We start from the raw sequence: 25,963 nt of genomic DNA, 5'->3' as shown, positions 1-25,963 counted from the left end.
AAGTCACTGAAACCCGATTTGAGCATTGCGCAGCATCGTGCATCCGCTCGGCGATCTCTCACGACGGCCCGCGACTCGTCGGAATCGGCACTTCCGCATGCCGCGCCGCCTCTCTAGCGGCCTTCGGCAGGGGCGGCGGACCGTTGGATTGCGGCAGTCGACCGGCCGGCGCGGCGCGTTCGACGAAGATCCGCGAGGGCAGCACAAAACCCCGCAACGCAAGCAATTCGAGCGGTCCCTTGCCCACGTCCGTACGGATCATGTAGCGCAGCGGATGCGTAACGTTCGACGGCGCGGGGACGAGCGGTGCCTGCGCGGTCAGCGTCGCCGTATCGGGTTCGTCCCACTCGCCCTTCGGAGCGTCCGCCTTCAGCGACGTCATTGGCATGGAACCCACGCTTGCGGGTTTCGCCTGCCACGTCAGTCGATACGTTGCGCTGTCCACGGGCTCGACCGTCGCGCGCTCCAGCATGCGCAGCAGCGCCCACCGTCCGCTGTACTCGAAGCTCCGGTTCGTGCCCGCCGTGTCGGTCTGCCATTCGAGCCGCGTGCCCGCACTTTGCGGATCGTTCGACGGCCACGTCAGCATTTGCCACGTCTCCTGCTGGTTGTAGTAATGCAGCTTCTGCGCGTCGAGCGTCAGCAGCGTATCGCTCACACCCGGCGTCGGTATCGGCCTCAGCGAGAACACGTATTGCGGCTCGCCTTGCGCCAGCAGATGGCCGGCAATCTGCTGCAAGTCGGTTCCGCGTAAGCACCGCACGGCCTTTGTGCCAAGTGCTCGTGTTCGCTAGCGCATGTGCAGAGTATTTGAGCCCATCAGCGACAAGCGCAAAATTGATGAAGGCGATAAACAACGCATCCGGTTTGTCCAATCGCGAGAAGATGCGGCTTCAAGGCTCGACATGCTGTCTTTGCCGCGTTGACGCGACAATCAATAATCGGCCGTTCAAATTGGAGTTTCGGTGACCTCCTCTTTTAAAGCTTTTCAATAAGGCCATTGATGTGAACACGCCGCAGGCCCTGAGCCAGCTTAAATGGAACGCCGATCGTTCTCGATACGAGAAAAGTGCATTCTCGCCGCGCTGGTTTCTCAATGCGCGCAACGCGCCTAGGATGCATTCATGTCGCCACGTATGCACTCAAGGAGCCGCAAAAAATGAAGCTATATCATCACCCGCTGTCCGGCCACGCGCATCGCGCTGTGCTTTTCGTGTCGTTGCTCGACGTGGCCGCCGAGCTGATCGAAGTCGATCTGGCTAACGGCGCGCACCGGGCGCCCGAGTTTCTGAAGATGAATCCGTTCGGGCAGATTCCGGTGCTTGTAGATGGTGAAACCGTAGTCACCGATTCCAACGCGATCCTCGTTTATCTCGCGACACGCTTCAAGCGCAGCGACTGGTTGCCGACGACGCCCGAAGGTGCAGCCGCGGTGCAGAAGTGGCTATCCGTGGCGGCGGGCGAGATCATGTACGGTCCCGCCGCGGCGCGGCTCGTGACGGTGTTCGGCCGCTCGTTCAACGCTGACGAAGTGATCGCGCGTGCGCATCACATCCTGACGCTGATCGAATCGCATCTCGCCAGCGAGCAGTGGCTCGCTGCCTCGCATCCGACTATCGCCGATGTCGCGCTCTACAGCTATATCGCCCGCGCGCCCGAAGGCTTCGTCGATCTCTCGCCCTACGCGAACGTCAACGCGTGGCTTGCGCGCGTCGAGTCGCTGCCGGGCTTCGTGCCCTTCCAGACCACCCGAGCCGGATTGACGGCGGCTTGATTACGCGGAGTGATCGCCATGTCTGCACAAGTAGAAGCCTCGGCGTGGCACGCCGGCGAGCTCGCGATGCAGCAGCATGCGGGCGTGGTAGAGAAAATGCGCGAAGTCGGACGGCGCGTCGTCAGATCGAGCATGCCCGAGCAACACCGGACATTCTTCGCTCAGTTGCCGTTCGTCGTGCTCGGCACGGTCGACGATAACGGCGACGCGTGGGCAACCGTGCGCGCCGGGCTTCCGGGATTTACCTATTCGCCGGATCCGCGGACGCTGCAATTGCGCGTCGCGTCCGAACCCGATGACCCAGCGGCACGCGGGATCGGCGAAGCGAAGCCTGTTGCCCTGCTCGGTATCGACCTTTCTACGCGCCGTCGCAACCGCATGAACGGAACGGTGCGGCGCGTGAACGCGGACGGCTTTGCGATCGGTGTCGAGCAGAGCTTCGGCAACTGTCCGCAATACATTCAGAAGCGGGCACCATCGTTCACGCGCGATCCCGGCTCGCCGTCCGACTTCGGTGCAAGCGAGACTACGAATATCGACGAGCGCGCTCGCGCGATCGTCGCGCAAGCGGATACGTTTTTCGTTGCGTCATATGCAGAGCGCGACGATGGACGGCAACAGGTGGACGTATCGCATCGCGGCGGCAGGCCGGGGTTCGTCCGGCTCGATGCGGACGGCGGTCTGACGATCCCGGACTTCGCCGGGAATCTTTTCTTCAACACGCTCGGCAATATCCTGTTGAACGGGGAAGCGGGACTGGTGTTCCCCGACTTCTCGACCGGCGACTTGCTGCAAATGTCGGGCGACGCCGAGGTCATTCTCGACTCGCCGGATATCGCCGCGTTTCAAGGCGCGGAACGCGTGTGGCGCTTCATGCCGCGTCGCGTGGTGTATCGGCGGCAGGCGCTGCCGCTTGTCTGGACCCGCGAGCGCAATCATGCGGGCGAGTTGCGCGACGAAGGCGCGTCGCCGAATGCGTTGATGACGGGAACGTGGGACGAAGCCGCTGGCCGGCTCGCTGCCATAGCGCATGCCGACACGTGGCGCGCCATGCGGATCGCGAAAATCGTCGATGAAAGCGCGGCGATCCGCTCGTTCCATCTCGAACCCGCCGACCACGCCGGGCTGATTGCACATCGTGCCGGGCAACACCTGCCCATTCGCGTGACGCTGCCCGGCGCCACGACGCCCGTGATTCGCACCTATACGCTTTCGGTTGCACCGTCGGACGGCGTGTATCGCATCAGCGTCAAGCGCGAAGGCGCCGTGTCGCGCCATCTTCACGACACGCTCAAGGTCGGCGATCTAGTTGAAACGCGCGCGCCAGCGGGAAGTTTCGTGATCGATGCTTTGGAAACGCGTCCGGCGGTGCTGCTCGCGGCAGGTATCGGTATCACGCCGATGCTCGCGATGCTTAAGGATGTCGTGTATGAAGGACTCCGCAAGCGCCGCATTCGCCCGACCTGGCTGTTCTATTCGGCGCATTCGCTCAAGGAACGCGCATTCGATACGGAACTTCGGCAACTCGTGACGCGCGCTCAGGGCAGCGTGCAACTCGTGCGCACGCTAACCGATGCCGAGGACGCCGAGCACGGACGGGATCGTGAAGCGACGGGACGTATCGATATGGATCTGCTGCGGGCAAAGCTCCCCTTCGACGACTACGACTTCTACTTGTGCGGCCCCTCCGCGTTCATGCAAGCCATGTATGACGGTTTGCGCGCGCTGAATGTCGCGGACGCGCGCATTCACGCCGAATCGTTCGGACCTTCGGCATTGAAACGCGATAACGATCGCAGCCATGCAGCCGAGGCCGCCGACAACTCGGTTCCCGTAGCCTTCGTGATATCGGGCAAGGAAGCGAACTGGACGCCCGGCAGCGGCACTCTACTGGAACTGGCCGAACGCCAGGGCCTTAAGCCCGAGTTCGGATGTCGCGGAGGAACTTGCGGGACCTGCCGGACAAAGATCGTGAAGGGCGAAGTGGCATATTCGAATGCGCCGTCCTTCGATGTGGCCGCCGATGAAGCGCTGATTTGCTGCGCCGTGCCGGCCGCCGAAGCATCGACGTTGCAACTGGAAATGTGACTGGCGAGCGCTAAGCGCCCGGCTTGATCTAGGCAAGTTCGAGCACCTCGCGGATCGAATCGGAACGCGATTCCGGGACCGGCTAGCCAATGCGCGTTTCGCGACGCGATATCGCGCTCCGATCCGCTGACTCGCAATCATGGTCGATGCCGCCAAGGCGCTCCGTGCAGAACTGCGCACGTCGGCTCTGCCGACTCGCTGAATTTTCGCGATGACGGTATCATAAGCGCTGTATATCCATACAGCACTTATGACTCTTGTCCCGATCCCGGCCGAATTTCAGCGGCGCTATTACTATCTTCTGAATTTCGAGCGCGCACTCGACTGGTTGAACGCGCGCTACGGCGACCTGTGGAACGACGAGGAACGCGCGTTTCTCGATCGATTCCCGGCGTTGCCGTTGCCATCGCGCGCGCTCGTCGTTCGCATGCTGATGCGCAACGGTCCGCTTTTTCGCACAAGCAAGCTGGCCTACGCGGAAATTGGCTGTCCGGTTCAGGCAGCTAAATGGCTTAGCGATCCAGGCTATATCGATGCCGATCCGACACTCACGCTGGATGAAATATTCGACTCGCACACCAAGGCCGAGCTCATCGAAATGTTTCCGGAAGCGCTAGCGGCTTCGAATACCCGTAAGGCCGAACTCCGCGACAGTCTGCATGCATGGGATACGACCGCGCAACGCTACGGCGCGTGGCGTCCCGCTTCCGCAGAGCGCATTTTTCGCTTCAAGCTCGACTCGCTTTGCGATCGGCTAAGACTGATGTTTTTTGGCAATCTGCATCAGAGATGGTCCGAATTCGTTCTGACGGATCTCGGCGTGTTTCGTTACGAGCAAGTTGCATTCGATCCGACCTCACGGCCGTTTCAAAGCCGCTTCGATATCGACGTCTTTCTGTCACTGCACGCTTATCGCGAATTGCTGGATGCTTACGAGCAGATCGATGGCGCACCGACGCTCGAACAAATGATCCACGAGATCGAAGCACTGACTTGCGGCCAGCCCTGGCTGGAACAAAAGCGCCAGAAGCTGCTGTTTCGAATCGGCCAGTATTGCGAGCGCAAGAAGCAATGGGATCGCGCGCTTGAGGCGTATTCGAACTGCCGGTTTCCAGGCGCACGGCATCGGCGTCTGCGTGTCCTCGAGCAATCCGGATTCGTATCCCACGCTTACGATCTTGCGCTCGACGCATACGGCAAGCCAGAAAGCGAAGAGGAAGCCCAACGGGTCGCGCGGATGCTGCCGCGTTTGCGGCGCACGCTGGGTCTCGCCGCGAAGCGCGTCGAACGGCCGCGAGGTATCGATCGTATCGAACTCGCGCTACCGAGGCCGACGGTGCCCGATTCTGTCGAAAGAGTGGTCAGGGAAGCACTGTTTCATCCCGATGCACCCGTTCACTATGTCGAGAACGCCTTGATCAATGCGCTGTTCGGTCTGCTCTGCTGGGACGCGATTTTTGCGCCTCTGCCTGGCGCGTTCTTCCATCCCTTTCAGCGCGGCCCCGCCGATCTCCACGCGCCCGATTTCCACGAGCGTCGACGCGACGCGTTCGAACGCTGTCTCACGCAACTGGACACCGACGAATACAAGCAGCTCATCCGAGCCCGATTCGCCGCGAAATGCGGCGTACAGTCGCCGTTCGTTCACTGGGGCGTGCTGACCGGCGAACTGCTCGAAACGGCGCTTACCTGCTTTCCCGCCGCGCATCTCAAGCTTTGCTTCACGCGCATTGCCAACGACGTCGGAAGCCATCGCACCGGCCTGCCCGATCTGATTCGATTCTGGCCGACCGAAGGCCGCTACGAAATGATCGAGGTGAAGGGTCCGGGAGACCGGCTGCAAGATAACCAGATCCGCTGGCTCGCCTATTGCACGGCTCATGACATTCCCGTGCGAGTCGTCCATGTCCGATGGGTAGACGACCCGCAGCAATCCGCTTAGACCTCGCTGCGCTTAAGCAGGTAATCGAGCCCCCCCATGCGATACCAGCGGTATCCATAAGGCTCCAGCACGACGCTATGACGTCCGTCGTCGCCCGCGCGGCTGTGATCGTCGGACAAGAGACTCACGAGCAGGTCCTCGGCCGGATCGCAGCAGCCCGAGCGGAATTTCACGGTACACGCAGCGGCGCTGAAATTGTGCAGGCACAGCACCGAGTTGTTACGCCAGTCGTAACGCAAAGCCAACACGTCCTGCCGCGATGTTCGCAACACGGCGAAATCGCCCCAGCTGATTTCCGGAACCTCACGACGCATACGAATCACGCGCTCGGTCCAGTTGAGGAGCGAATCGGGATCGCGGCGTTGACTCGCGACATTCACGCGCTCGAAGCCGTATGGTCCATCCGAAATAACGCGCGCAACCGGCCGTTCGTTCTTCGTGAATCCGGCGTGCGGCTCGCCAGACCATTGCATCGGCGTGCGTGCGCATTCTCGCTCGGGCAGCCGCAGATCGTCGCCCATGCCGATCTCGTCGCCATAGCGGATCACCGGCGTGCCCGGCAACGTGAGCATGAGGCTATAGGCAAGCTCCAGACGCCTCCGGTCGCCATTGAGCATCGGCGCAAGCCGGCGACGAATGCCGCGTCCGTAAAGCTGCATATCCGCGTCCGGACCGAATTCCGCGAATACCGCAGCGCGTTGTTCCGGTGTCAGGCGACCGAGATCGAGCTCGTCGTGATTGCGGAGGAACACGCCCCACTGCGCGGCCGCGGGGCGTGGCCGCGTCGACATCAGCGCCTTCTTGAGCGGCGCGGTGTCCGCGGTCGCAAGCGTATAGAACGTGTTCTGATTGACCTGGAAATTGAACATCATTTGCAGGCGCTCTCCGTCATCGCCGAAATAATCGAGGTCGGTGTCCGGCAGAACATTCGCTTCGGCGAGAATGATCGCGTCGCCTTTGCGCCATTGCAGGAACTCACGGAACGTCCGCAACATGTCGTATTGCTCGACCGGACGCTTGACCTTCGCGCCCTTAGTCGCGATGACGAACGGCACCGCGTCCATCCGGAAACCCGATACGCCAAGCTGGATCCAGAATCCCATGATCTTGAGCAACTCTGCCTGGACATGCGGGTTCGCTGTGTTCAGATCCGGCTGGAAATCGTAAAAGCGGTGGAAGTACCAGAGATTCGCTTCTTTATCGTAGGTCCACGTCGACTTCTGCACGCCGGGAAACACGACGCCATCGCGAGCGTTCGGCGGCTTCTTGTCCGACCATACGTACCAGTCACGATATTTCGAAGCGGGATCGCTACGTGCTTCGCGAAACCACGGATGACGGTCCGACGTATGATTGACCACGAGGTCGATCATCACGCGCAAGCCGCGTTGACGGCAAGCGTGCGTGAACTCGGCGAAATCGCCAAGCGTGCCGTAACGCGGATCGACGTTGTAGTAATCGGAGATGTCGTAGCCGTTGTCGCGGCCGGGAGACGGCTGGAACGGCATCAGCCACACGGTGGAAATGCCGAGACCCTGCAGGTAGTCGAGACGGCGTATGAGCCCTTGAAAATCGCCGGTTCCGTCGCCGTTCGCGTCCATGAAAGTGCCGACGGACAAGCAATAGATGACCGCATTCTTGTACCAGAGATCGTTTAGCATGAGGTCTCTATGTCGTCTCCAAACCTGCGTTGAGCGTTAATGGGAAGGACTATGTTGCAACTCGCGTGGTGGCAGCAAGGCGTCATCTACCAAGTGTATCCGCGATCGTTTCAGGACCACAATGGTGATGGCATTGGCGATCTCGACGGCATCACGGAGCGCCTGGACTATCTCGTGCAACTCGGCGTGGACGCGGTCTGGATCTCGCCGGTCTACCCTTCCCCAATGGCGGACTTTGGCTATGACGTGGCCGATTATTGCGCGATCGACCCGATGTTCGGAACGCTAGCCGGCTTCGACCGGCTGGTTGCGAAAGCTCATCGGCTTGGGCTAAAAGTTCTGCTCGACTTCGTTCCCAATCACTCCTCCGACCAGCATCCCTGGTTCCTCGAAAGCCGCGCGTCACGAATCAATCCAAAGCGCGACTGGTACTTGTGGCGCGATCCGGCGGCCGATGGCGGACCCCCGAACAACTGGCTCAGCCGCATGGGCGGACCGGCCTGGCAATGGGATGCCACGACCGGGCAATACTACTATCACGCGTTCCTGCGCGAACAGCCCGATCTCAACTGGCGCAACGCAGACGTACGCGCCGCGATGCTTGCGGCACTGCGTTTCTGGCTCGACCGTGGCGTCGACGGATTCCGTGTCGACGTGCTGTGGCTGTTGATCAAGGACGCGCAGTTCCGCGACAACCCGCCTAACCCGCTCTATCGCGCGGGCGAGCCGGACCATCACCGCTTGCTGCAGACCTATACCGAAGACCAGCCGGAGGTGCATGACATCGTTCGCGCGATGCGGGCGACACTTGACGAATACGGCGAGCGGGTACTGATTGGCGAGATCTACTTGCCCGTGACGCAACTCGTGAGCTACTACGGCCACGAAGGCGACGGCGCGAACATGCCGTTCAATTTTCAGCTTGTCACGACGCCCTGGAAAGCCGTTGACATTGCTCACGCCATTACGGATTACGAGCGGGCGTTGCCGCCCGGTGCATGGCCGAACTGGGTGCTGGGCAATCACGACAACCCGCGTATCGCGTCGCGAATCGGCCCGGCTCAGGCACGGGTCGCGGCCGTCCTGTTGCTCACCCTGCGCGGAACGCCGACGCTCTATTACGGCGACGAACTCGGTATGCTGGACGGCACGATACCCGCCGACCGGATCCGCGATCCCGCCGAATTGCGTCAGCCCGGCATCGGTCAAGGGCGTGACCCCGAACGCACGCCAATGCAATGGGATAACTCGCTGAACGCGGGCTTCACAAGCGGCGAGCCATGGCTTCCCGTCAACCGTGTCGATGGTGACGACGTGGCGTCCCAATCGAACGACGATGCATCGATGTTCGCGTTGTATCGAAGGCTATTGGCGTTGCGTCGAAGCGAGCCGGCGTTTGTGGCGGGATCGATCGAACACGTAGAAGTCATGGGCGACGTGCTGATCTACGAACGCGTGCTTGCCGGCCGGCGGTTCGTCGTCGCGTTGAACATGAGTGACAGTAACGCCACAATCGCACGGGCTGCGAGAAGTATCGTCCTGTCGACACGGCAAGACAGGGACAAAGGAACATCCGCCGGCGATGCATTCCATCTGCACGCTAATGAGGCGGTGATTGTCGCGGCTAGCTAGCCGAGCTTTTCAATCAGCGCTTTAAGCTCCTGGACGCGTCCGCGATATTCGCCGTCCGCATTCTTTCTAAGCCATTCGAGATCGGTCTTGACGCGCTCAAAGCGGTCATGCGAACCGCGTTCCTTAATCCCGTCGATGGTTCGCTTAAGCCGTTCGAATTCGGACAGCGCATCGCTTGATTTAGCCGCCGCCGGCCGCTCGTCGATCAGCACGGCCACCGCATCCATCATGTGTCCTAGCTGCCGGCCGTAACTTTCCTTGGTCACGATGGCATGTTCCACCCTCGGGTCCGTCGAATTGTTTTCGTTGATGACAATACCCGCAAAGGTGCCGTTAGGCAGAACAGGCTCGGTAAGACTAAAGGCTCCAAATGGAGAACGCGATGCAGCCGCCATTTGCGCCAGCCACCAGGCACCGGCTAGCCACGGATCGAACATCGCATTGCCAGACGCAGCGCCCATCATTAGCCCCCATTTCGCCCCGGGTCGCATTCAAGCTTAGGCGTGTCAATAAATACGCACAAGCCACGCGCACGGACGCTTTGAATGAAACGCTTCGTTCGGAGGTGATTCGTTCGCAGTGAGCGCAGGCACGCCGGATGCTGCGATTGCCGAGGTCCGAACCTTAGGAGAAAGCGATGAGCATTCCGCAAAACGAACCCGGCACCGACGTGACGGATCAGGAGCCGAAGGATCAAGCGCCGCCGGCCAAACAGCCTGCCGACACGTCTCCGGAAACCGACGCGTCGTCGGCGTCGAAGAAAATGACCGACGACGGCGCCCGCGCGATGTAGCTGGATATGAGCACACGCCGCCCGATCGAATTTGACCGAGGCGGTTTTTCTTATGCGATAGTCAAGGCTCGCCCGGCGTCTTGCGCCGTCACGAAACGCCAACACGCCCCTTGCACGCATGAAAATATCGACCCTGTTGCGACGCTTTCTGCAGCCGCTTGCGCTGACCGCTATCACTACGCTTGTTCATATGGCGCCCGTTCACGCCGATACGCTCGGCGACATTCAAAAGCGCGGCACGCTACGCGTGGCGGTGCCTCAGGACTTCGCGCCGTTCGGCTCGGTCGGGACGAACATGCAAGTGGAGGGACTCGATATCGACGTTGCTGGGCTGCTTGCGCGCAAGCTCGGCGCGAAGCTCGAACTCGTCCCGGTGACCAGCGCGAACCGCATTCCGTATTTGCAAACGAATAAAGTGGACCTCGTCATTTCGACCTTGGGCAAGGACGCGGAACGCGACAAGGTGATCGATTTCTCGCAGCCCTATTCGCCCTATAACAACAGCGTTTTCGGTCCCGCAAGTCTAAAGGTGGACGGACCGGCCGATCTCGCGAACAAGGTCGTAGGCGTTGCGCGCGGCACGTTTCAGGATCTGATGCTCACGAAGACCGTGCCGACGACGGCCACGATCAAGCGCTACGACGACAACAACGGCATGATCGCGGCTTACGTGGCGGGTCAGGTGCCGCTTATCGGCACTGGCGATTTCGTCGCGACCAAGCTCGGCTCGATGATGCCCGCCGACGCGCCGAACAAGCCGGTGCTGAAGTACGTGATCCACGAGTCGTCTTGCCGGGTCGGGCTGAACAAGAGCGAACCCGCGCTGCTTGCCCGCGTCAACGCGGTGTTGACCGCGGCCAAGAAGGACGGCGAGTTGAATACCATCGTGCAAAAGTGGCTTCGCGTGCCCTTGCCACAGCAAATGGCGCAGACGTTCGAGTGAACGCGGCGCCGTCTCCGAGCCCTACTGTGAGCGTTACTGCGTCTGCGTGACCTGCACGAGCGCGTCGATGGCGATCGGATACCCCTTCACGCCCAGCCCGACGATAATGCCGCGGGCCGCGGGCGAAATGAACGAGTGGTGCCGGAACGATTCACGCGCATGCACGTTGGAAATGTGCAGTTCGATCAACGGTACGCTCGCGCCTTTGATCGCGTCGTGCAGAGCGACCGAAGTATGCGTGTACGCGCCGGGGTTCATCACGACGCCGAGCATGTTGCCCGCCGCAACCTCACGTCCAGCTTCCTGAATCCAGTCGATCAGCACGCCCTCGTGGTTCGACTGGCGGCACTCCACTTCCACGCCAAGGCGCTTGCCCGTCTCCTGGCACATGGCTTCGACGGTCGCTAGCGTGTCGTGTCCGTATTGTCCCGGTTCGCGCTGGCCCAGCAAGTTGAGATTGGGTCCGTTAAGCACGAGCACTTTCTTCATGAATTTTCCTTCCCGCCAAGAGCGTCAATATTTGATTTGCGAAACCGCGCGTAGTTCGTCTGGCGTCGCCGTGCCGAAACCGAAGAATTCCAGGTACGCCGGAATCATTTCGAACAGCATGTCCGTGCCGACCTGCACCGCGCAACCCTTGTCCTTCGCCGCGCGCAGAAGCGGCGTGTATTCGGACTTCATCACGACTTCACCGACAAACGTGGACGGCGAGATGCGCGCGATATCGAAGGGTAACGGATCATCGTCCTTCATGCCTAGCGGCGTTGCGTTGACAATCACATCGTAGCCCGCCGGATCTTTCGAGCCGGTCGTCACCGCGAGTTGCGGGTAGTGGCTGCGCAAGCGCTCGGCCAGCCCATCGACGGACGCCGCGTTCGCATCGAAAAGCGCCAGATCCGCGACCCCCGCCGCCGCGAGCGACGCGGCGATCGCCGAACCGACGCCGCCGCTGCCGAGCACCATTGCACGCGCGCCCGTCAGCTTGCAGCCCTTTCTTTCGACGCCGCGCACGAAGCCCGCGCCGTCGAACTGGTCGCCGAGCAACGTACCGTCCGGGCGCAGCAGAATTGCGTTGCACGCGCCCGCGATACGCGCAGTCGGCGTGACCTCGTCGACGAGTGCAACCGTCGCGATCTTGTGCGGCATCGTAACAAGCGCCCCGCGAATATTGCTCAGGCGGAATAAGGACGGGATGAACGCGGCGTAGTCATCCGGTTTGACACCCATCGGCACGACGACGGCGTCGATGCCGCGCGAGTCGAACCACGGGTTGTAAATCATGGGCGCCTTGAACGCCTCGGTCGGATACCCGAGGTGGGCAACGAGCGTGGTCTTTCCGCTGATCATTGAATCGCTCCTGTAATGCGTGTCCCGAGCCCGTTTCCACTATCGCCGACCGGTTGAAAACGCAGAAAGTGGCCGACGTGCGGCCACTTTCGTTCAAGCGGCGACTTTACGACTCTTGCCTGCTTTCTCTTCCACCAGCGTTTCCGCGCGCAACCGGTCGTATTCCGCTTTCTCGATCGGCACCGCATTCGGGTCGCCGAGATCGCTCAGACGCACGCGATAGTTTTCGCGTGCGCTCCAAGCCGCGATGGCCGCGACGATCGTCACGGCGAGCGTGATCGAACCGATTACCATCGGGACATTGGTCGATCCGGGCGGCGCGACGATCGCGAACAAGGCCGGCATGAGCGCCGTGATGGTCGTGCCGATGTTCTGCGCAATCGCCATCGCCGATACGCGGGAACGCGTCGGAAACAATTCCGGATAGAAGCTCGGGAAGATCGCGTTGTACCCCTGATAGACGACGCCCCACATCAGCAGCGACATGACGATGGCGAGCGGCACGCTGGAGATGCTGATCGCGTACAGATAACCGAACGAGCAGAGGCCCGAGCCGATCGCGCCGACGATGATCGGCAATCTGCGGCCGATGCGGTCGGAGAGATCGCCGACATACGGAATGACCAGAACGGCAAGGATATTACCGAGCACCGGGATCCAGAGATAGACGCTCTTGCTGAAGCCGATTCCGTAGGATTTCTGCACCGCATAGGCCGCGCCGAAAATAGTGGCGACAACCGGAATCACGTTCATCAACGCGCAGCAGATCACGCGCACCATGTCGCGCCAGTTGTACTTGAACGCCTCGACGATCGGAGACTTCGGGACTTCGCCACCTTCGCCTTCCTTCGCGAAGGCCGGCGTCTCCGTGACTTCGCGCCGAATGATGTAGCCCGCGATGAGCACGCCCGCGCTCAGCAGGAACGGAATGCGCCAGCCCCAGGAATTAAAGGCGTCCTCCGGCATGTAGTAAGCGAGCGGAAGGAATACGGCGGCCGCGAGGATCTGGCCGGCCTGCACGCCTTGCAGCGTGAAACTCGCGTAGTACCCGCGCCGCCCGAATGGCGCGTGCTCGAGAATCATCGAACTCGCGCCCGAGATTTCACCGGCTACCGCGAAGCCCTGTATCAGCCGCAGCAGAACGAGCAGGGTCGGCGCGAGCAAGCCGACCTGATGGTAAGTCGGCAAGAGGCCCACTGCCATCGTGGAGAAACCCATCAGGAACATGCACACCAGCAGCACGTTCTTGCGGCCGTGAGTGTCGCCCCAGTGACCCAGAAAGATGGCGCCGATCGGGCGCGCAACATAGCCGACGCCGTAAGTCGCGAGCGATGCGACGATGGCCGTCTTAGGATTATCGGAGGGGAAGAACAACTGCGGGAAGATCAGCGCGGCGGCTTGCGCATAGATGAAGAAATCGTAGTATTCCAGCGCTGAGCCGACCCAGCCGCTCGCAGTCGCCTTGCGGGTCTGCGAGCGCTTCTGGCCCGAGTGTGCGTCCAGTTCATCCGGCTCGCCGGGTGATTGCGGTTTCGTCGTCATTGTCGTCTCCTGAATGAAAAAGCCGGATCAGCTTCTGTGGCTGTTTGCTGCGATTCCCGGCAAGCCCTGCGGCCGTTCGGCATTGCCCTTGGCTGCTTCGCTAGCGAAAAACGGTGATACGTGTCCATTGACAACACGCCTTACATGCACGCACCGCAAGTGGTGAACCTACCTATTGCACGAAAGAGTCCGAAAGACGCACTAAAGGCCGCCGTAAGACGTTCACGCGCCGCGAGTCGAAGACGCGCTCATTTTCTGGCCGAGCGAAGCACATCATCCTCCCTGATGGCCTCGATCGTCTAATACCGTTTTCCCGGAGATCGACCGCGTGGGAAGCCTTCGCCGACACGTCAAAAATTTCGCAAAGTGTTTATATTGACGATCACGCCGCGCGCGAGCCGAGCGGCCCGACTTTCCATCGCTGCCTAGACCACTAAACCATCAAAGGACCAAAGGACACTCGATGCCTGATTTTTCCGCCTTCCCGATCATGAAAAAATGGCCCGCCAGCCATCCGGAGCGCATCCAGCTCTATTCGTTGCCCACGCCGAACGGCGTGAAGGTTTCGATCATGCTCGAAGAAACCGGCCTGCCCTACGAGCCGCATCTCGTCAGCTTCCAGACCAACGACCAGATGTCGCCTGAATTCCTGTCGCTCAATCCGAACAACAAGATTCCGGCAATTCTGGATCCCGACGGCCCCGGCGGCAAGCCGCTCGCGCTGTTCGAATCTGGCGCGATCCTGATCTATCTCGCCGACAAGTCCGGCCAGTTCATGCCCGACGACGCCGCCGCGCGTTACGAAACGCTCCAGTGGCTGATGTTCCAGATGGGCGGCATCGGGCCGATGTTCGGCCAGCTCGGGTTCTTCAACAAATTCGCGGGGAAGGATTACGAGGACAAGCGCCCGCGCGACCGCTACGTGGCCGAAGCACGGCGGCTAATCGGCGTGCTCGACGGGCGGCTGGCGGAGCGCGAGTGGATCATGGGCGACGCCTATACGGTCGCCGATATCGCCACGTTTCCGTGGGTGCGCAACCTGATCGGCTTCTATGAAGCGGGCGATCTGGTCGGCATCAAGGACTTTCCGAACGTGACGCGCGCGCTCGCCGCATTCGTCGCCCGGCCGGCGGTGGCGAAAGGTCTGGAGATTCCCCCGCGCGGCTAATCGAGACAGCGAGCATGAACGAGCACGCGCTCGTGGATGCTTACATGGACGCTTCGAGCATCGCCGTGTAGTCGGCTTCCGACGCCTCGCGCGGATTCGTCTTGTGGCTATGGTCCTTGAGCGCACCGGCGACGATGCGCGGAAACATTTCGCGCGTGACGCCGAGTTGCGCGAGGCCGCCGGGCAAACCCAAGCGCGCGGTCATCGCGCGGATCGCGGGGCCAACTTCGGCGCTTGCGTTGAGTCCCAGTCCCATCGCCTGCGCAATCCGCGCAAGTTTGTGCTCGGTTTGCATCGACGGGGCCGGCTCGTTGAACGCGATCACCGCAGGCAAGAAGATCGCGTTCAGCGTGCCGTGGTGCAGACGCGGATCGATGCCGCCGAGCGAATGGCTCAGGCTATGCACGCATCCGAGCCCTTTCTGGAAAGCGAGCGCGCCCTGCATCGAAGCGCTCATCATGTTCAGACGCGCGTCGCGATTGCCCGGCTCGCGCGTGGCCGTTTCAATGTGCCGCCAGGCGCGCCAAAGGCCGTCGAGCGCGATGCCGTCGGCGGGTGGATTGAAAACCGGCGCCATGAACGTTTCGAGGCAGTGCGCGATGGCGTCCATGCCGGTCGCGGCCGTCATCGCAGGCGGCAATCCGAGCGTGAGTTCCGGATCGCAAATAGCCGATTTCGGCACCACGTACGGCGAAATAACGCCAACCTTGCGGCCATCGTCGAGAATCAGGATCGCGCCGCGGCCCACTTCGCTGCCAGTGCCCGCCGTCGTCGGCACGGCGATCACCGGTGCGGTCGCGGCCGTAATGCGGGCCGCGCCGCCCTCGATCACGGCGAAACTCTGCAGCGGCCCTTCATGCGTCGCGCACACCGCGACACCCTTCGCCAGATCGATCGACGACCCGCCGCCAACCGCCACGATCCCGTCGCATCCATGCGCGAGGTACTCCGCCACGGCCTCACGCACTGCACGCTCGTTCGGATTGGGCGGCGTGCGGTCGAACACGGGCGTGCTCGTCTCGCCGCCGAGCGCGGCAAGCACAGTATCGACAATGCCCGCCGCCTTGATGCCCGCGTCCGTCACGATAAACGGCCGGCGGATTCCGATGCGCTCGCATTCACTCTTTAGCAGGCGGATTGCGCCGAATTCGAACTGGATTTGCGTGATGTAGTTGATAAGGGACATGGAGTATTGATGGAAAGTTATAGTGAGCACACGACCGTCCGAGTATAGAGACGGCATTGACACGCCGAAACTGACGGAATGTGATACAGCTATTACTTTTACTCAGATCGGAAACAACCGAATGCCGACCACGCCTTCGCTCAATTCCATCATCTCGCGGCTCCATACGAAGCAACTGCGTCTCTTGATCGCGCTCGGCGACCACGGCTCGCTGCTCGCCGCCGCCCGCGAAGTCGCGCTGACGCAGCCGGGCGCGAGCAAGGCGCTGAGCGAGATCGAAACCACCTTCGGGACGCCGCTGTTTGTCCGCACGAATCGCGGACTCGCCCCGAACGCCGTGGGACATTGCGTGATTCGCTACGCGCGGCTGATCCAGACGGACCTGGCGCACTTGCGCGAGGAAATCGTCGGGATCATGCGCGGACACGGCGGGCGCGTGTCGGTCGGCGTCATCATGGGTGCGGTGCCGCTCCTGACCGACGCGATTACAAGCGTGATCGCGGAGCAGCCGGAGATGTCGATCGAGATAGTCGAAGACACGAGCGCGATGCTGCTCGGTTTGCTTGACGCCGGGCGCATCGACCTGGCGGTCTGCCGCACCAGCGTGAGCGCGTCGCCCGATCTCTACGAGAGCACGGTCGTGCAGGACGAGACGCTTGCCGTGGTCGCGAACGCCGCGCATCCCTGCGCCGATACACCGAACCTCGCGCTGCGCGATCTTGCGCAGTTTCGCTGGATCGTCTATCGCGCGAACATGCCGATGCGGCTGCTCCTCGAACGAGAATTCCACGAAGCGGGGCTGCGTTTTCCGCTGCATCTGCTTGAAACGACGTCCGCCTTCGCCACGCTGTCGCTCATTCAGAAGAACCCGTCGTTCGTGGCGCTCGTCTCGGTGGATGTTGCTCGATTCTGCTCGATGCACGGTCTGACACACACGTTGGCGCTGCCGATCGGCTCGCGCAGCGAACCGTACGAGCTGGTGACGCGGCGCGGCGTACCGCTCGCGCCGGCCGCGCGCCTTCTCGCCGACGCGCTCACCCGCGCGGCCATCGCATGAGCGTGCGGGACGCTTTCTGCAGCACCGAGCATGCAAAAAACGCAGGAAACATGCACCATTAGCGTCGCGAGGCAATTTCACCCGCTTTTCCGAACCTTCACCGGCGATGCCCCAGGCACTATGACGACGCAAAACCGTTCCGCACAGTCCGACCTTCCTGTCGACATGATCATCTTCGGCGGCGCAGGCGATCTTTCCGCCCGCAAGCTGCTGCCGGCGCTTTTCATGGCGCATCTGCACTGCAATTTGCCGCCCGAGACGCGCATCATCGCGATCGGCCGCCGCGACTGGTCGCGTGACCAGTATCTGACGTTCATGGAAGAACAGTCCAAACCGTTCGTCGATAAAAAGGCGCTCGATCCCCAGGCATGGGACAAGTTTCTGGCGCTGTTCGAGTACGTGCGTATCGACATCGATTCGCCCGCCGATTACGAGCGGCTCGCCCAAGCGTCGCGTCCGGATGTGCAGCGCGTGTTCTACCTCGCGACGTCGCCGGATCTCTTTACCACCATCTGCGACAACCTCGCGGCGGCCGGTCTGGTCGATGAGCGTGCGCGCGTCGTGCTCGAAAAGCCGCTCGGCCACGATCTCGCGTCGGCGCAGGCGATCAATTCGTCGGTCGGTACGCATTTCAAGGAAGCGCAGATCTACCGGATCGACCATTACCTCGGCAAGGAGACCGTGCAGAACCTCATGGTCCTGCGCTTCGGCAACGCGATCTTCGGTCCGCTGTGGCAGGCGCCGTACATCAAGAGCGTGCAGATCACCGTGGCGGAAACGGTCGGCGTGGGAAGTCGCGCGGGCTTCTACGATCAGACCGGCGCGCTGCGCGACATGGTGCAGAACCATCTGCTGCAACTGCTGTGCATCGTCGCAATGGAGCCGCCCGTATCGCTCGATCCGGACGCCGTCCGCGACGAAAAACTCAAGGTGCTGCGCTCGCTGCGCAAGATGTCGCTCGCCGATATCGCACGCGACACCGTGCGCGGACAATACGCGGCGGGCGCGATTGCGGGCGAACCGGTGAAGGGTTATCTCGAAGAGGACAACGTGCCGGCCGACAGCCGCGCGGAAACGTTCGTGTCGCTGCGCGCGCATATCAACAACTGGCGCTGGGCAAACGTGCCGTTCTTTCTGCGCACGGGCAAGCGCTTGCAGAAGAAGCAGTCGGAGATCGTGATCGAATTCGCCGACTTGCCGTTTTCCATCATTCCGAGCGGACCGCGCAATTACGGCAACCGGCTGATCATCCAGTTGCAGCCGGAGGAATCCATCCAGTTGCAGATGCTCGCGAAAGAACCGGGCAGCGGCATGCACATGCTGCCGGTGAACCTCAATCTGGACTTGCAGCAGGCCTTCACCGAGCGTCGCGCGGAAGCCTATGAACGGCTGCTTATCGATGTGATTCGCGGCCGTCTCACGCACTTCATGCGCCGCGACGAACTCGAAGCGGCGTGGGAATGGGCCGAGCCGATTCTCGCAGGCTGGAAGGAACTCAACGACCGGCCGCGTACTTATACGGCTGGGACGTTCGGTCCGGCGGCTTCGTCGGCGTTGATGGCGCGCGAAAACATGGCGTGGGCCGAGGAAAGCTGAACGGGGGCAGGAAAAAGCGGTGGACGTTTTACAGCGCCTGCCGTTTTTTTCGCTGCGTCTGACTGTATGCAGCGGCGTATCGGCGAGCTTCAGCGCTGATGTTCCATAGCATTCAAGCAAGCGTTAAAACATCACCCGCGCGGCGTCCCGCTCGCCTCGCTATCCGCTTCGCGCCAAGCGCGCCGCGAACGCACGATCCGGCCAAGCGCCGTGCGTGCCACCTTCCACCACGCGAACGGCCGTGGATCGGCGAGCATGCTGAGCGCGCGTGCGTAGTCGAGCGTCAGGCCGGGCGTCCACGCCATCGTGACGGCGCGTTTGCGAATCTGCGCGGCGACCCACAACTCCGGCGTCACGAGCACGCGCATGAACGCGCCCCATCCCGCACGGTCGCCGCGCAGGCGGCCCACTGCGCCGTCGATCGCCGCCTCCAGCGCATACGCGACCGTGCTCGAACAGTTGCGATGCGTCAGGTTGTAAATCTTCTCTTGCTGATAGCGCTCCCAGAACGCCGCGAGTTTCGCGGGATCGTAGTTGCGGATTCGCACCTGCACCGTGGATGCGCACCATGCCTTCGATTCCGTTGCATAGTCCGGCTGAAACACGCCCGGAATATCGTTCTCGCGCGTGGCGCGCAAGAGCCGCGCGAACTCGTCCGGTGAGCGGTCGATCTCCACGCCGGGATACAGGCTGATGTAGATACCCTCGGGCGTTTCGAGCGCGGCGTGCCCGGTCGAGATGACGCCGTTGATATCGACCGCGGCGATATAGCGGTCGACGATCGGATAATTTTGCGCCTCGGCTTTCGACGAACCCGTCGGTGTCCACACATGCACGGTGAGCGCGCGTTCGTCCGCGGCAGGCGGCCCGTCCCATTCCGATTGTGCAAAAGCAGGCGAACGCGGCGAGCCGGGCAGCGTCTCGGCTTCAACCGACGGATTGCGGGCGGTGGCAAAAGCGGGATTACGGGCGAGACGCCGGACGCGCATCGCGAGCGAAATCATATTGAGCCCGCCGAACAGGAGGAACAAGCCAAGGCAGTACGGCAGCGTGCCGACGTAATGGGTCGGATACGGTTGATAGAAGAATATCGCGATCGCTATTTCGGTCGCGCCCCAGGCGAAGGCGAGACGCCAGCGCCGGTATCGCACCATGTATGCCGACAGGCACTGCAGCAATCCGTCAGCGAGAAACAGCGTGCCGAAAATCATCGACAGGATGAAGTTACCGTGATGATGCCCGGCGAAGATCAACGCCGCCGCAATGACAACGGCAAACCCCTTCACGTAACGCAGAATGCGTTGTCCGCCGACGCCGGTCGAGGCGACCGCGAGCGTGCCGAGTCCTTCCGCGAGGAAAAGGTAGGCGAAGAAATCGATGGGAAAATAGAGCGCGTTATCGAGGGCGTCGATAAATATGATCAGCCCCGCGAGCAGCCAGATCACGCCGAGCGCGAAAAGACCGCGCCAGCGTTCGCGAAGATAATCGACACCCATCAGCAGCAACACAAGACGTACCATAGGCCCCTCGTTATTACGCGGCGACGATACGCGAAAGCGCTCGCGCGCCGGGACTGACGACATCGTACCTAGACGGGCATGAATCTGCCAGCGCGACGACAAATGCACCTTCTTTTAGGTCCTTCTTTCAGGGGCGTTTCGGTCCCGATCGGCACCGTATCGCTTCTGCGTCGCTTCTGCGTCGCTTCTGCGCGCCAAGTTTCGCCAGCTTATCGCACCTGTATCTTCAATAAAGTTTCCGCGGAAAAGGTCCGTAAGTGTCGGCGCGGCGAATCCTTATCCTTTCGCGTGCGGAAATAGCGCGTCTCTACGATGAGTCTTTATCGAAGCGCTGATTGTCCCTAAACTCGAGCCCTCGCTTGACATCGCACCATGATCGTTCATGTATAAAAAAGGCATTGCAGTCGAAATCCAGTTCTCGCCGGATCGTTTGAGTCGGCGCGACTCCGGGGATTGCAAGATCGCATTGTCCGACACCGAAGCGCGTGAATTATTCGCGCGTCTCACGCAGCGGATCGCCGTCGAAGGAGCGTCGTCGGCGCCGGCGGTCGTCAGCCTCGATACACCGTCCGAACACGTTCGGGACGCAGCGCCCAGCGCGCCGCGCGTGAGGCAATCGCGCGAATTCAGGCAATGGGTCTGCGTGATTTGCGGATGGATCTACGACGAAGAAGCGGGCTGCCCCGAAGAAGGCATTGCACCCGGCACCCTGTTCGCCGATATCCCCGACGGCTGGCGATGCCCGCTTTGCGACGTGGGCAAGGAAGATTTCGCGGTCGTGGAGTTCTAAGCAGCTATCAGCGCTAGAACGAAGCAAGCCGCGCAAGCGTTTCTTCAATAAGCGTTCGCGTCAGATCGCGCGCCGGCATTTCGCGTCCCAACCGAGCGGATTGACCCGACCACAGGTTCGTGAAATCGTCGGAACCCGCCTGCTCGGCCTTCCCTTTCAGCGGCGCGAGCGCGCCGCCCGCGAGCGGAAAAGCGGGCGCAAGCGGCGACAGCGGACCGACTTCGCGCATCACTCGATTGACGATACCGCGCGCCGGACGGCCCGTGAACAGGTTCGTGAGCGCGGTCCCGTCCTCGGTCGCCGCACGCAGCGCGCGCCGGTGCAGGCCGCTGATCTTCGCCTCGGGACAGAACAAGTAGGCCGTGCCGATCTGCACCGCCGACGCCCCAAGCGCCAACGCCGCCACGATCGAGCGCGCATCGGCGACCCCTCCCGCCGCGATCACCGGCACGGACACCGCGTCCGCGATCTGCGGCACGAGCGCGAACGTGCCGGCTTGCGTGTTCATGTCGTCGGTCAGAAAGTTGCCGCGATGGCCGCCCGCCTCCAGTCCCATCGCAATCACCGCATCGCAGCCATGCGCTTCGAGCCAGCGCGCTTCCGCAACGGTGGTCGCCGATGCCATCACCTTCGCCCCCGTCGCCTTGACGCGACCGAGCAGCGGACCGTCGGGCAGCCCGAAGTGAAAACTGACGACTTCGGGACGAAACGCTTCGACGAGCTTGCAATAGGCATCGTCGAACGGATTGCGGCTGGTTGCCGGCGGCGTGGCTTCCGGGTCCAGTCCGAGTTCGACGTAGTAGCGCGCAAGCCGCGCCCGCCACGCGAGATTTCGCGCGCCGTCCGGTTGCGGCGGCGTATGGCAGAAGAAGTTGAGGTTGATGGATTTGCTCGTTCCTGCCCGGAGTTGCTCGATTGCATCGCGAGCCTGATCGACGCTCAGCATCGCGCACGGCAGCGAGCCAAGTCCGCCCGCCTCGCTCACGGCGATCGCAAGTTCCGGCGTGCCGGCGCCCGCCATCGGCGCGACGATCAAGGGCGCGTCGATCCCGAAAAGATCGAGCACGCGTCGGTTCTGCCAGCCAGCCATGTGGTTTTCTCCTGGTGTTCGAGCGCTAACGGTCGCAGTGCTCGCGCCTCGATCGGGCCGCGCTCACGCGATGCTTATTATCCTGCTTTTATCGCGAGCTTTCGACCGACCGCGTTCGCGCTTTTTAGGCGACAATCGGCGCTCAACGAATTTTGAGAACGACATGCTCTTATCGGAACAGTGGGTACTCGTCACCGGCGGCGCGCGGGGTCTGGGCGCGGCCATTACGCGTGCGTTGGCGCGCGAAGGCGCGGGCGTCATCGTGAATTACCGGCAAAGCGAGCAGGCGGCCCGCGCGCTCGCCGATGAACTCGGTCCGCGCGTGATCGCGCTGCAAGCCGACGTAACCGACGCCACCGAAGTCGCGCGGCTTTTCCGGGCGGCGGAGGACGCGAGCGGGCATCCCGTCGTCTCGATCGTGAACAATGCGCTCGCGCATTTTCAGTTCGACGGCGACGCCCGGCCGAAGATCGGCGAGATCGAATGGTCGCGCATGCAGCAGCAACTCGACGGTTCGGTGAAGGGCGCGCTCAACACGCTGCAAGCCGCGCTCCCCGGAATGCGCGCGAAGAAGTTCGGGCGGATCGTCAATGTCGGGACGAACCTGTTTCAGAACCCTGTCGTGCCGTATCACGACTACACGGCCGCGAAAGCTGCATTGCTATCGCTGACGCGCACGGCATCGAACGATCTCGGTCCGGACAACATCACGGTGAACATGGTGTCGGGCGGTCTGTTGCGGACCACCGACGCAAGCGCCGCCACGCCGGAAGCGGTGTTCGACTTGATTGCCAGTCTCACGCCGCTGCGCCGGGTCACGACGCCCGCCGAGTTCGCCGATGCCGTGCTGTTCTTCCTCTCGCCATGGGCGCGCGCGGTGACGGGTCAAAATCTCGTGGTGGACGGCGGGCTGGTGAAGGGCTGAGCGCCGCTTAATACAGATGCAGACGGGCGCGCCTGAGCGCCGTCTCGCGATGTCCCTCATGCACGTTCGAGCATGGTCCCGCGGCAATGTTGCGCGCCGCACCGGCAGCGGTATTGCTCGCGCAGCCGCGCCGAGGTCCGTGCTTCTGTCTGCAATCTGTAGTCGATCAGCAATTCGTCGCCGGGCGCAATGTCTGCGATCACCTCGATAAACACGCGTCCGTCCAGCTCCACCGCCTCGCAGTTCGGCTCGCAGCCGTGATTGAGCCAGCGCGACGAATTTCCGCCGCATCCGCCGTCGATCACTCGCCCGTCCTCCAGACCGAAGAAAAACGTGTGGCCGCTCTCTGCGCCGCTCCTGCGGTACGTCTGCACCGCGCGCCCCCACGAGGTCACCCGTCCGGTGTATTCCAGCAGCCGCGTGCCGCAATCGATACCGGTTGTCGCGAAGACGCCGCGACCATGCACTCTTGACCTGCGAACGACGAAACGCGGCATGACGCTCTCCTCTTTGATCGATAGCGAGTGTATTCGCGCCAAAAATTATCACGAGCGGCGTTCACGTGTGCGAACGGATTGCGCTTGACCGATCCCGCTCGATCTTGCACACTGATGCACATTGTTGCTCGATTAATCCCGCAAGGAACGCAATCATGCTGCTGCGCGATGTCCCCGAATCCCTCCTTCCCAACGAGCGCGAACTGGAAATTCTCGCGCGCCTGCGCCAACAAGGGCGAGTTTCCGCGTCGGCGCTCGCGGTTGAATTCGGCACCTCGGAACATACGATCCGCCGCCATCTGCGCGCGCTCGCGGCCGCCGGACACTGCAAGCGCGTCTACGGCGGCGCATTGTTGAATTCACCCGCCAGCGCGCCGGCAGCGGAGCGTGCGCGCGAAGCGTCCGACCGCAAGGCGCGCCTCGCGCGCACGGCCGTTTCCCTGGTCCGGAGCAACTCCGTCGTGCTGCTCGACGCCGGCACGACCAACACGGCCATCGCGGCGGCGCTGCCGAGCGACATCAATCTCACCGTCATCACGAATTCGCCCGATGCCGCGTCGAGCCTCACGCTGCGCGGCGGCTTCAACACCATCCTGATCGGCGGCCAGATGAGCGCGCAAAGCGGCGGATCGATGGGATCGACGGCGCTGTTGCAGGTCCAGCGCATCCGCGCCGATCTGTGCTTTCTCGGCGCGTGCTCGATCGATCCGCTCGAAGGCGTCGGCGCATTCGACGCCGAAGAGGCCGAACTCAAACGGGCGATGGTCGAATCCAGCGGACAGGTCGCCCTCGCCATGCTCACCGAGAAATTGATGACGGCAACGCCTTACCACGTGACATCGTCGGCGTCGATAGACTGCCTGATCCTCGAATCCGACGTGGGCAATATGATCTTCTCGGCCTATCAGTCGCATTGCGGCCGTGTCCTGGTGGCGCGCGCATGAGACCCGTCAAGGAACGTTTCGCCACACTCGCCATCTTTCTGGCGAACGGGCTGGGCATCGGCGCCTGGGCCGTGGAAGTGCCGCGCGTGAAGGAAATGCTCGGTCTCTCCGACACCATGCTCGGTCTTGCTCTGTTCGCGTTTGCGCTGGGCGCGATCATCGCGATGCCGCTCGCCGGGAAACTCGCACCGCGCATGGGCAGCGGGCGCGCCACGGCGTTGCTCGGCGTCGCGTTTGCCGTCCTGCTGCCGCTCCCCGCGCTGATGCCCAACTTTGCGTGCCTCGCACTTGTGCTGTTCGCGCTCGGTGCATCGAACGGCGCGCTCGATGTGTCGATGAACGGACACGCGAGCACGATCGAATCGCGCTGGCACGCGCCGATCATGTCGTCGTTTCATGCGGCGTGGAGTTTCGGCGGATTGCTCGGCGCGGCATTCGGCGCGGCCATTCAGAAGGCATCGCCGAGCGTGTCCGCCGGACTGGCGATACCCGCGGCGGTCGTCGGTGCGCTCGTCGTCACGGCGGCGCTCGTCGCGTTGCGCGACCTTCGAGCATCCCGCGATATCCACGACACCCACGGCATGGAGGAAAGCGAGGCGTCGCACGGACTCGCCATCCCGAGTGCAGCCGTGATGAAGCTCGCGATGCTGGCTTTTTTGTGCATGCTCGTGGAGGGCGCCGTGGCCGATTGGAGCGCGGTGTTCCTGCGCGCCACACTCAACGGCGACGCCAGCGCCGCCGCGCTCGGTTATACGTCGTTCGCATTCGCGATGGCTGCGTGCCGCGTGATCGGCGATGTGTCGGTGAAGCGGCTCGGCTCGCGCAGCGTGGTCGCGATTGGCGGCGTCATTTCGGCCGTGGGACTGGCGCTTGTACTCGGATGGCCTTCGGCGGTGACGGCCTGCGTCGGATTCGCGCTCGTGGGCGTGGGCCTCGCGAACATCGTGCCGGTGATCTTTAGCGCCGCGGGCCGATCGACGCCGGTGCCCGCGACCGGTGTCTCGATGGCCGCCACCGCGGGTTATGCGGGCTTTTTGATCGGGCCGCCGCTCATTGGCTTCGGTGCAGGTGTGGTCGGGCTGCGTCTCGCACTGTTTTCGCTGCTGTTCGCCACGCTCGTTGTTGCGGTTTTTGGCGGGCGCGCTGTTGGGCAGCGGGCTTCGCGGGGTGGCCGCGAGAAGGACGCGGCGGTACCGCGTTGAGGCGTGATTTTTTTGTGGCGTCGCTGGGTTGGGTTTGATGGTTTGTTGTCGTTCAGTGCTTTCTGCCCGAACATCGGAACGCTATAACCCACCCTCAAGCCGCCCCACGGCGCCAACCTGCCGCGCACAGCGGCGCGCTAACAGACCTAGGCGAAACCAAGCTCCCAAAAAGCGCAGGCAAACAGGACCACCCAGCGCCAGCAAAACCAAAAAATAAAAAACCCCGCCTACGGTATCCTTCGAGCACTCGAACAAACGTCCGGAGC

At 62.3% G+C, this 25,963-nt stretch carries 23 protein-coding genes; 13 read left to right on the top strand and 10 right to left on the bottom strand.

The window, feature by feature from the left end; all coding sequences use genetic code 11:
- Positions 1–58 precede the first annotated feature (58 nt).
- Entirely contained in the window at positions 59–739 is a 681-nt protein-coding gene (locus tag AC3D25_RS26785; RefSeq protein WP_488891509.1) for a type VI secretion IcmF C-terminal domain-containing protein, read from the bottom strand.
- 420 nt (positions 740–1,159) lie between these two features.
- On the opposite strand from AC3D25_RS26785, the gene AC3D25_RS26780 reads away from it, so the two are divergent.
- The 3 genes from AC3D25_RS26780 (at position 1,160) to AC3D25_RS26770 (ending at position 5,804) form a co-directional block, all read left to right on the top strand.
- A complete protein-coding gene (locus AC3D25_RS26780) occupies positions 1,160–1,774 on the top strand; it encodes a glutathione S-transferase family protein (protein WP_488891508.1) in 615 nt (204 codons plus the stop codon).
- Positions 1,775–1,792: 18 nt separating this feature from the next.
- Complete coding sequence (locus tag AC3D25_RS26775; protein ID WP_488891507.1) at positions 1,793–3,862, top strand: pyridoxamine 5'-phosphate oxidase family protein; 2,070 nt, start codon at positions 1,793–1,795, stop codon at positions 3,860–3,862.
- A gap of 250 nt (positions 3,863–4,112) precedes the next feature.
- Positions 4,113–5,804, top strand: coding sequence for a VRR-NUC domain-containing protein (locus AC3D25_RS26770; protein ID WP_488891506.1), 1,692 nt, complete (start codon positions 4,113–4,115; stop codon positions 5,802–5,804).
- On the opposite strand, the gene AC3D25_RS26765 is transcribed toward AC3D25_RS26770, so the two are convergent.
- Positions 5,801–7,465: an alpha-amylase family protein gene (locus AC3D25_RS26765; RefSeq protein ID WP_488891505.1), complete on the bottom strand. Its 1,665-nt coding sequence runs from the start codon at positions 7,463–7,465 to the stop codon at positions 5,801–5,803. The genes AC3D25_RS26770 and AC3D25_RS26765 overlap by 4 nt on opposite strands.
- Before the next feature lie 51 nt (positions 7,466–7,516).
- On the opposite strand from AC3D25_RS26765, the gene AC3D25_RS26760 reads away from it, so the two are divergent.
- Entirely contained in the window at positions 7,517–9,097 is a 1,581-nt protein-coding gene (locus tag AC3D25_RS26760; protein WP_488892161.1) for an alpha-amylase family glycosyl hydrolase, read from the top strand.
- Here the strand turns inward: AC3D25_RS26760 and AC3D25_RS26755 are convergent.
- Positions 9,094–9,534, bottom strand: coding sequence for a hypothetical protein (locus tag AC3D25_RS26755; protein ID WP_488891504.1), 441 nt, complete (start codon positions 9,532–9,534; stop codon positions 9,094–9,096). The genes AC3D25_RS26760 and AC3D25_RS26755 overlap by 4 nt on opposite strands.
- A 200-nt stretch (positions 9,535–9,734) precedes the next feature.
- Here AC3D25_RS26755 and AC3D25_RS26750 point away from each other — a divergent pair, with 200 nt between their 5' ends.
- Complete coding sequence (locus tag AC3D25_RS26750; RefSeq protein ID WP_488891503.1) at positions 9,735–9,890, top strand: hypothetical protein; 156 nt, start codon at positions 9,735–9,737, stop codon at positions 9,888–9,890.
- A gap of 118 nt (positions 9,891–10,008) precedes the next feature.
- On the top strand, positions 10,009–10,833 hold the full coding sequence (locus tag AC3D25_RS26745; RefSeq protein WP_488891502.1) for a transporter substrate-binding domain-containing protein: 825 nt from the start codon (positions 10,009–10,011) through the stop codon (positions 10,831–10,833).
- 33 nt (positions 10,834–10,866) lie between these two features.
- Here the strand turns inward: AC3D25_RS26745 and aroQ are convergent, their stop codons facing one another.
- From aroQ to AC3D25_RS26730, 3 genes are all read right to left on the bottom strand, one after another.
- Positions 10,867–11,322: a type II 3-dehydroquinate dehydratase gene (gene aroQ / locus AC3D25_RS26740; protein ID WP_488891501.1), complete on the bottom strand. Its 456-nt coding sequence runs from the start codon at positions 11,320–11,322 to the stop codon at positions 10,867–10,869.
- A gap of 24 nt (positions 11,323–11,346) precedes the next feature.
- Positions 11,347–12,180, bottom strand: a complete 834-nt coding sequence (locus AC3D25_RS26735; protein ID WP_488891500.1) for a shikimate dehydrogenase family protein — start codon at positions 12,178–12,180, stop codon at positions 11,347–11,349.
- A gap of 93 nt (positions 12,181–12,273) precedes the next feature.
- Positions 12,274–13,722, bottom strand: coding sequence for an MFS transporter (locus AC3D25_RS26730; RefSeq protein WP_488891499.1), 1,449 nt, complete (start codon positions 13,720–13,722; stop codon positions 12,274–12,276).
- A 463-nt stretch (positions 13,723–14,185) separates the two neighbouring features.
- On the opposite strand from AC3D25_RS26730, the gene AC3D25_RS26725 reads away from it, so the two are divergent.
- Entirely contained in the window at positions 14,186–14,890 is a 705-nt protein-coding gene (locus AC3D25_RS26725) for a glutathione S-transferase N-terminal domain-containing protein (RefSeq protein ID WP_488891498.1), read from the top strand.
- A gap of 40 nt (positions 14,891–14,930) precedes the next feature.
- Here the strand turns inward: AC3D25_RS26725 and AC3D25_RS26720 are convergent, their stop codons facing one another.
- Positions 14,931–16,076 carry an iron-containing alcohol dehydrogenase gene (locus tag AC3D25_RS26720; RefSeq protein WP_488891497.1) on the bottom strand — a complete coding sequence of 382 codons (1,146 nt, stop codon included), beginning with the start codon at positions 16,074–16,076 and terminating at the stop codon, positions 14,931–14,933.
- A 121-nt stretch (positions 16,077–16,197) separates the two neighbouring features.
- On the opposite strand from AC3D25_RS26720, the gene AC3D25_RS26715 reads away from it, so the two are divergent.
- The gene (locus AC3D25_RS26715) at positions 16,198–17,133 is read left to right on the top strand and encodes a LysR family transcriptional regulator (protein WP_488891496.1); all 936 of its coding nucleotides are present in this window, start codon (positions 16,198–16,200) and stop codon (positions 17,131–17,133) included.
- A gap of 120 nt (positions 17,134–17,253) precedes the next feature.
- On the top strand, positions 17,254–18,729 hold the full coding sequence (zwf, locus tag AC3D25_RS26710; protein ID WP_488891495.1) for a glucose-6-phosphate dehydrogenase: 1,476 nt from the start codon (positions 17,254–17,256) through the stop codon (positions 18,727–18,729).
- Positions 18,730–18,860: 131 nt separating this feature from the next.
- Here zwf and AC3D25_RS26705 read toward each other — a convergent pair whose 3' ends face one another.
- Positions 18,861–20,249, bottom strand: a complete 1,389-nt coding sequence (locus AC3D25_RS26705; RefSeq protein ID WP_488891494.1) for an HdeD family acid-resistance protein — start codon at positions 20,247–20,249, stop codon at positions 18,861–18,863.
- Between the two features lie 382 nt (positions 20,250–20,631).
- Here AC3D25_RS26705 and AC3D25_RS26700 point away from each other — a divergent pair, with 382 nt between their 5' ends.
- Entirely contained in the window at positions 20,632–21,039 is a 408-nt protein-coding gene (locus AC3D25_RS26700; RefSeq protein ID WP_488891493.1) for a rubredoxin, read from the top strand.
- A 13-nt stretch (positions 21,040–21,052) separates the two neighbouring features.
- Here the strand turns inward: AC3D25_RS26700 and AC3D25_RS26695 are convergent, their stop codons facing one another.
- A complete protein-coding gene (locus AC3D25_RS26695; protein WP_488891492.1) occupies positions 21,053–22,129 on the bottom strand; it encodes an NAD(P)H-dependent flavin oxidoreductase in 1,077 nt (358 codons plus the stop codon).
- 163 nt (positions 22,130–22,292) lie between these two features.
- Between AC3D25_RS26695 and AC3D25_RS26690 the strand changes: the two genes are divergently transcribed.
- Positions 22,293–23,054 carry a 3-oxoacyl-ACP reductase gene (locus AC3D25_RS26690; RefSeq protein ID WP_488891491.1) on the top strand — a complete coding sequence of 254 codons (762 nt, stop codon included), beginning with the start codon at positions 22,293–22,295 and terminating at the stop codon, positions 23,052–23,054.
- 56 nt (positions 23,055–23,110) lie between these two features.
- Here the strand turns inward: AC3D25_RS26690 and AC3D25_RS26685 are convergent, their stop codons facing one another.
- Positions 23,111–23,551, bottom strand: coding sequence for an SET domain-containing protein (locus AC3D25_RS26685; RefSeq protein ID WP_488891490.1), 441 nt, complete (start codon positions 23,549–23,551; stop codon positions 23,111–23,113).
- A gap of 155 nt (positions 23,552–23,706) precedes the next feature.
- Between AC3D25_RS26685 and AC3D25_RS26680 the strand changes: the two genes are divergently transcribed.
- On the top strand, positions 23,707–24,495 hold the full coding sequence (locus AC3D25_RS26680) for a DeoR/GlpR family DNA-binding transcription regulator (protein ID WP_488891489.1): 789 nt from the start codon (positions 23,707–23,709) through the stop codon (positions 24,493–24,495).
- A complete protein-coding gene (locus AC3D25_RS26675) occupies positions 24,492–25,697 on the top strand; it encodes an MFS transporter (protein WP_488891488.1) in 1,206 nt (401 codons plus the stop codon). The genes AC3D25_RS26680 and AC3D25_RS26675 overlap by 4 nt, the downstream gene beginning before the upstream one ends.
- Positions 25,698–25,963 lie beyond the last annotated feature (266 nt).

This window comes from Caballeronia sp. SL1002 (genome assembly GCF_057814995.1).
Note: the sequence above shows the minus strand (reverse complement) of the source record. Positions and strands in the feature narration are given on the sequence as shown.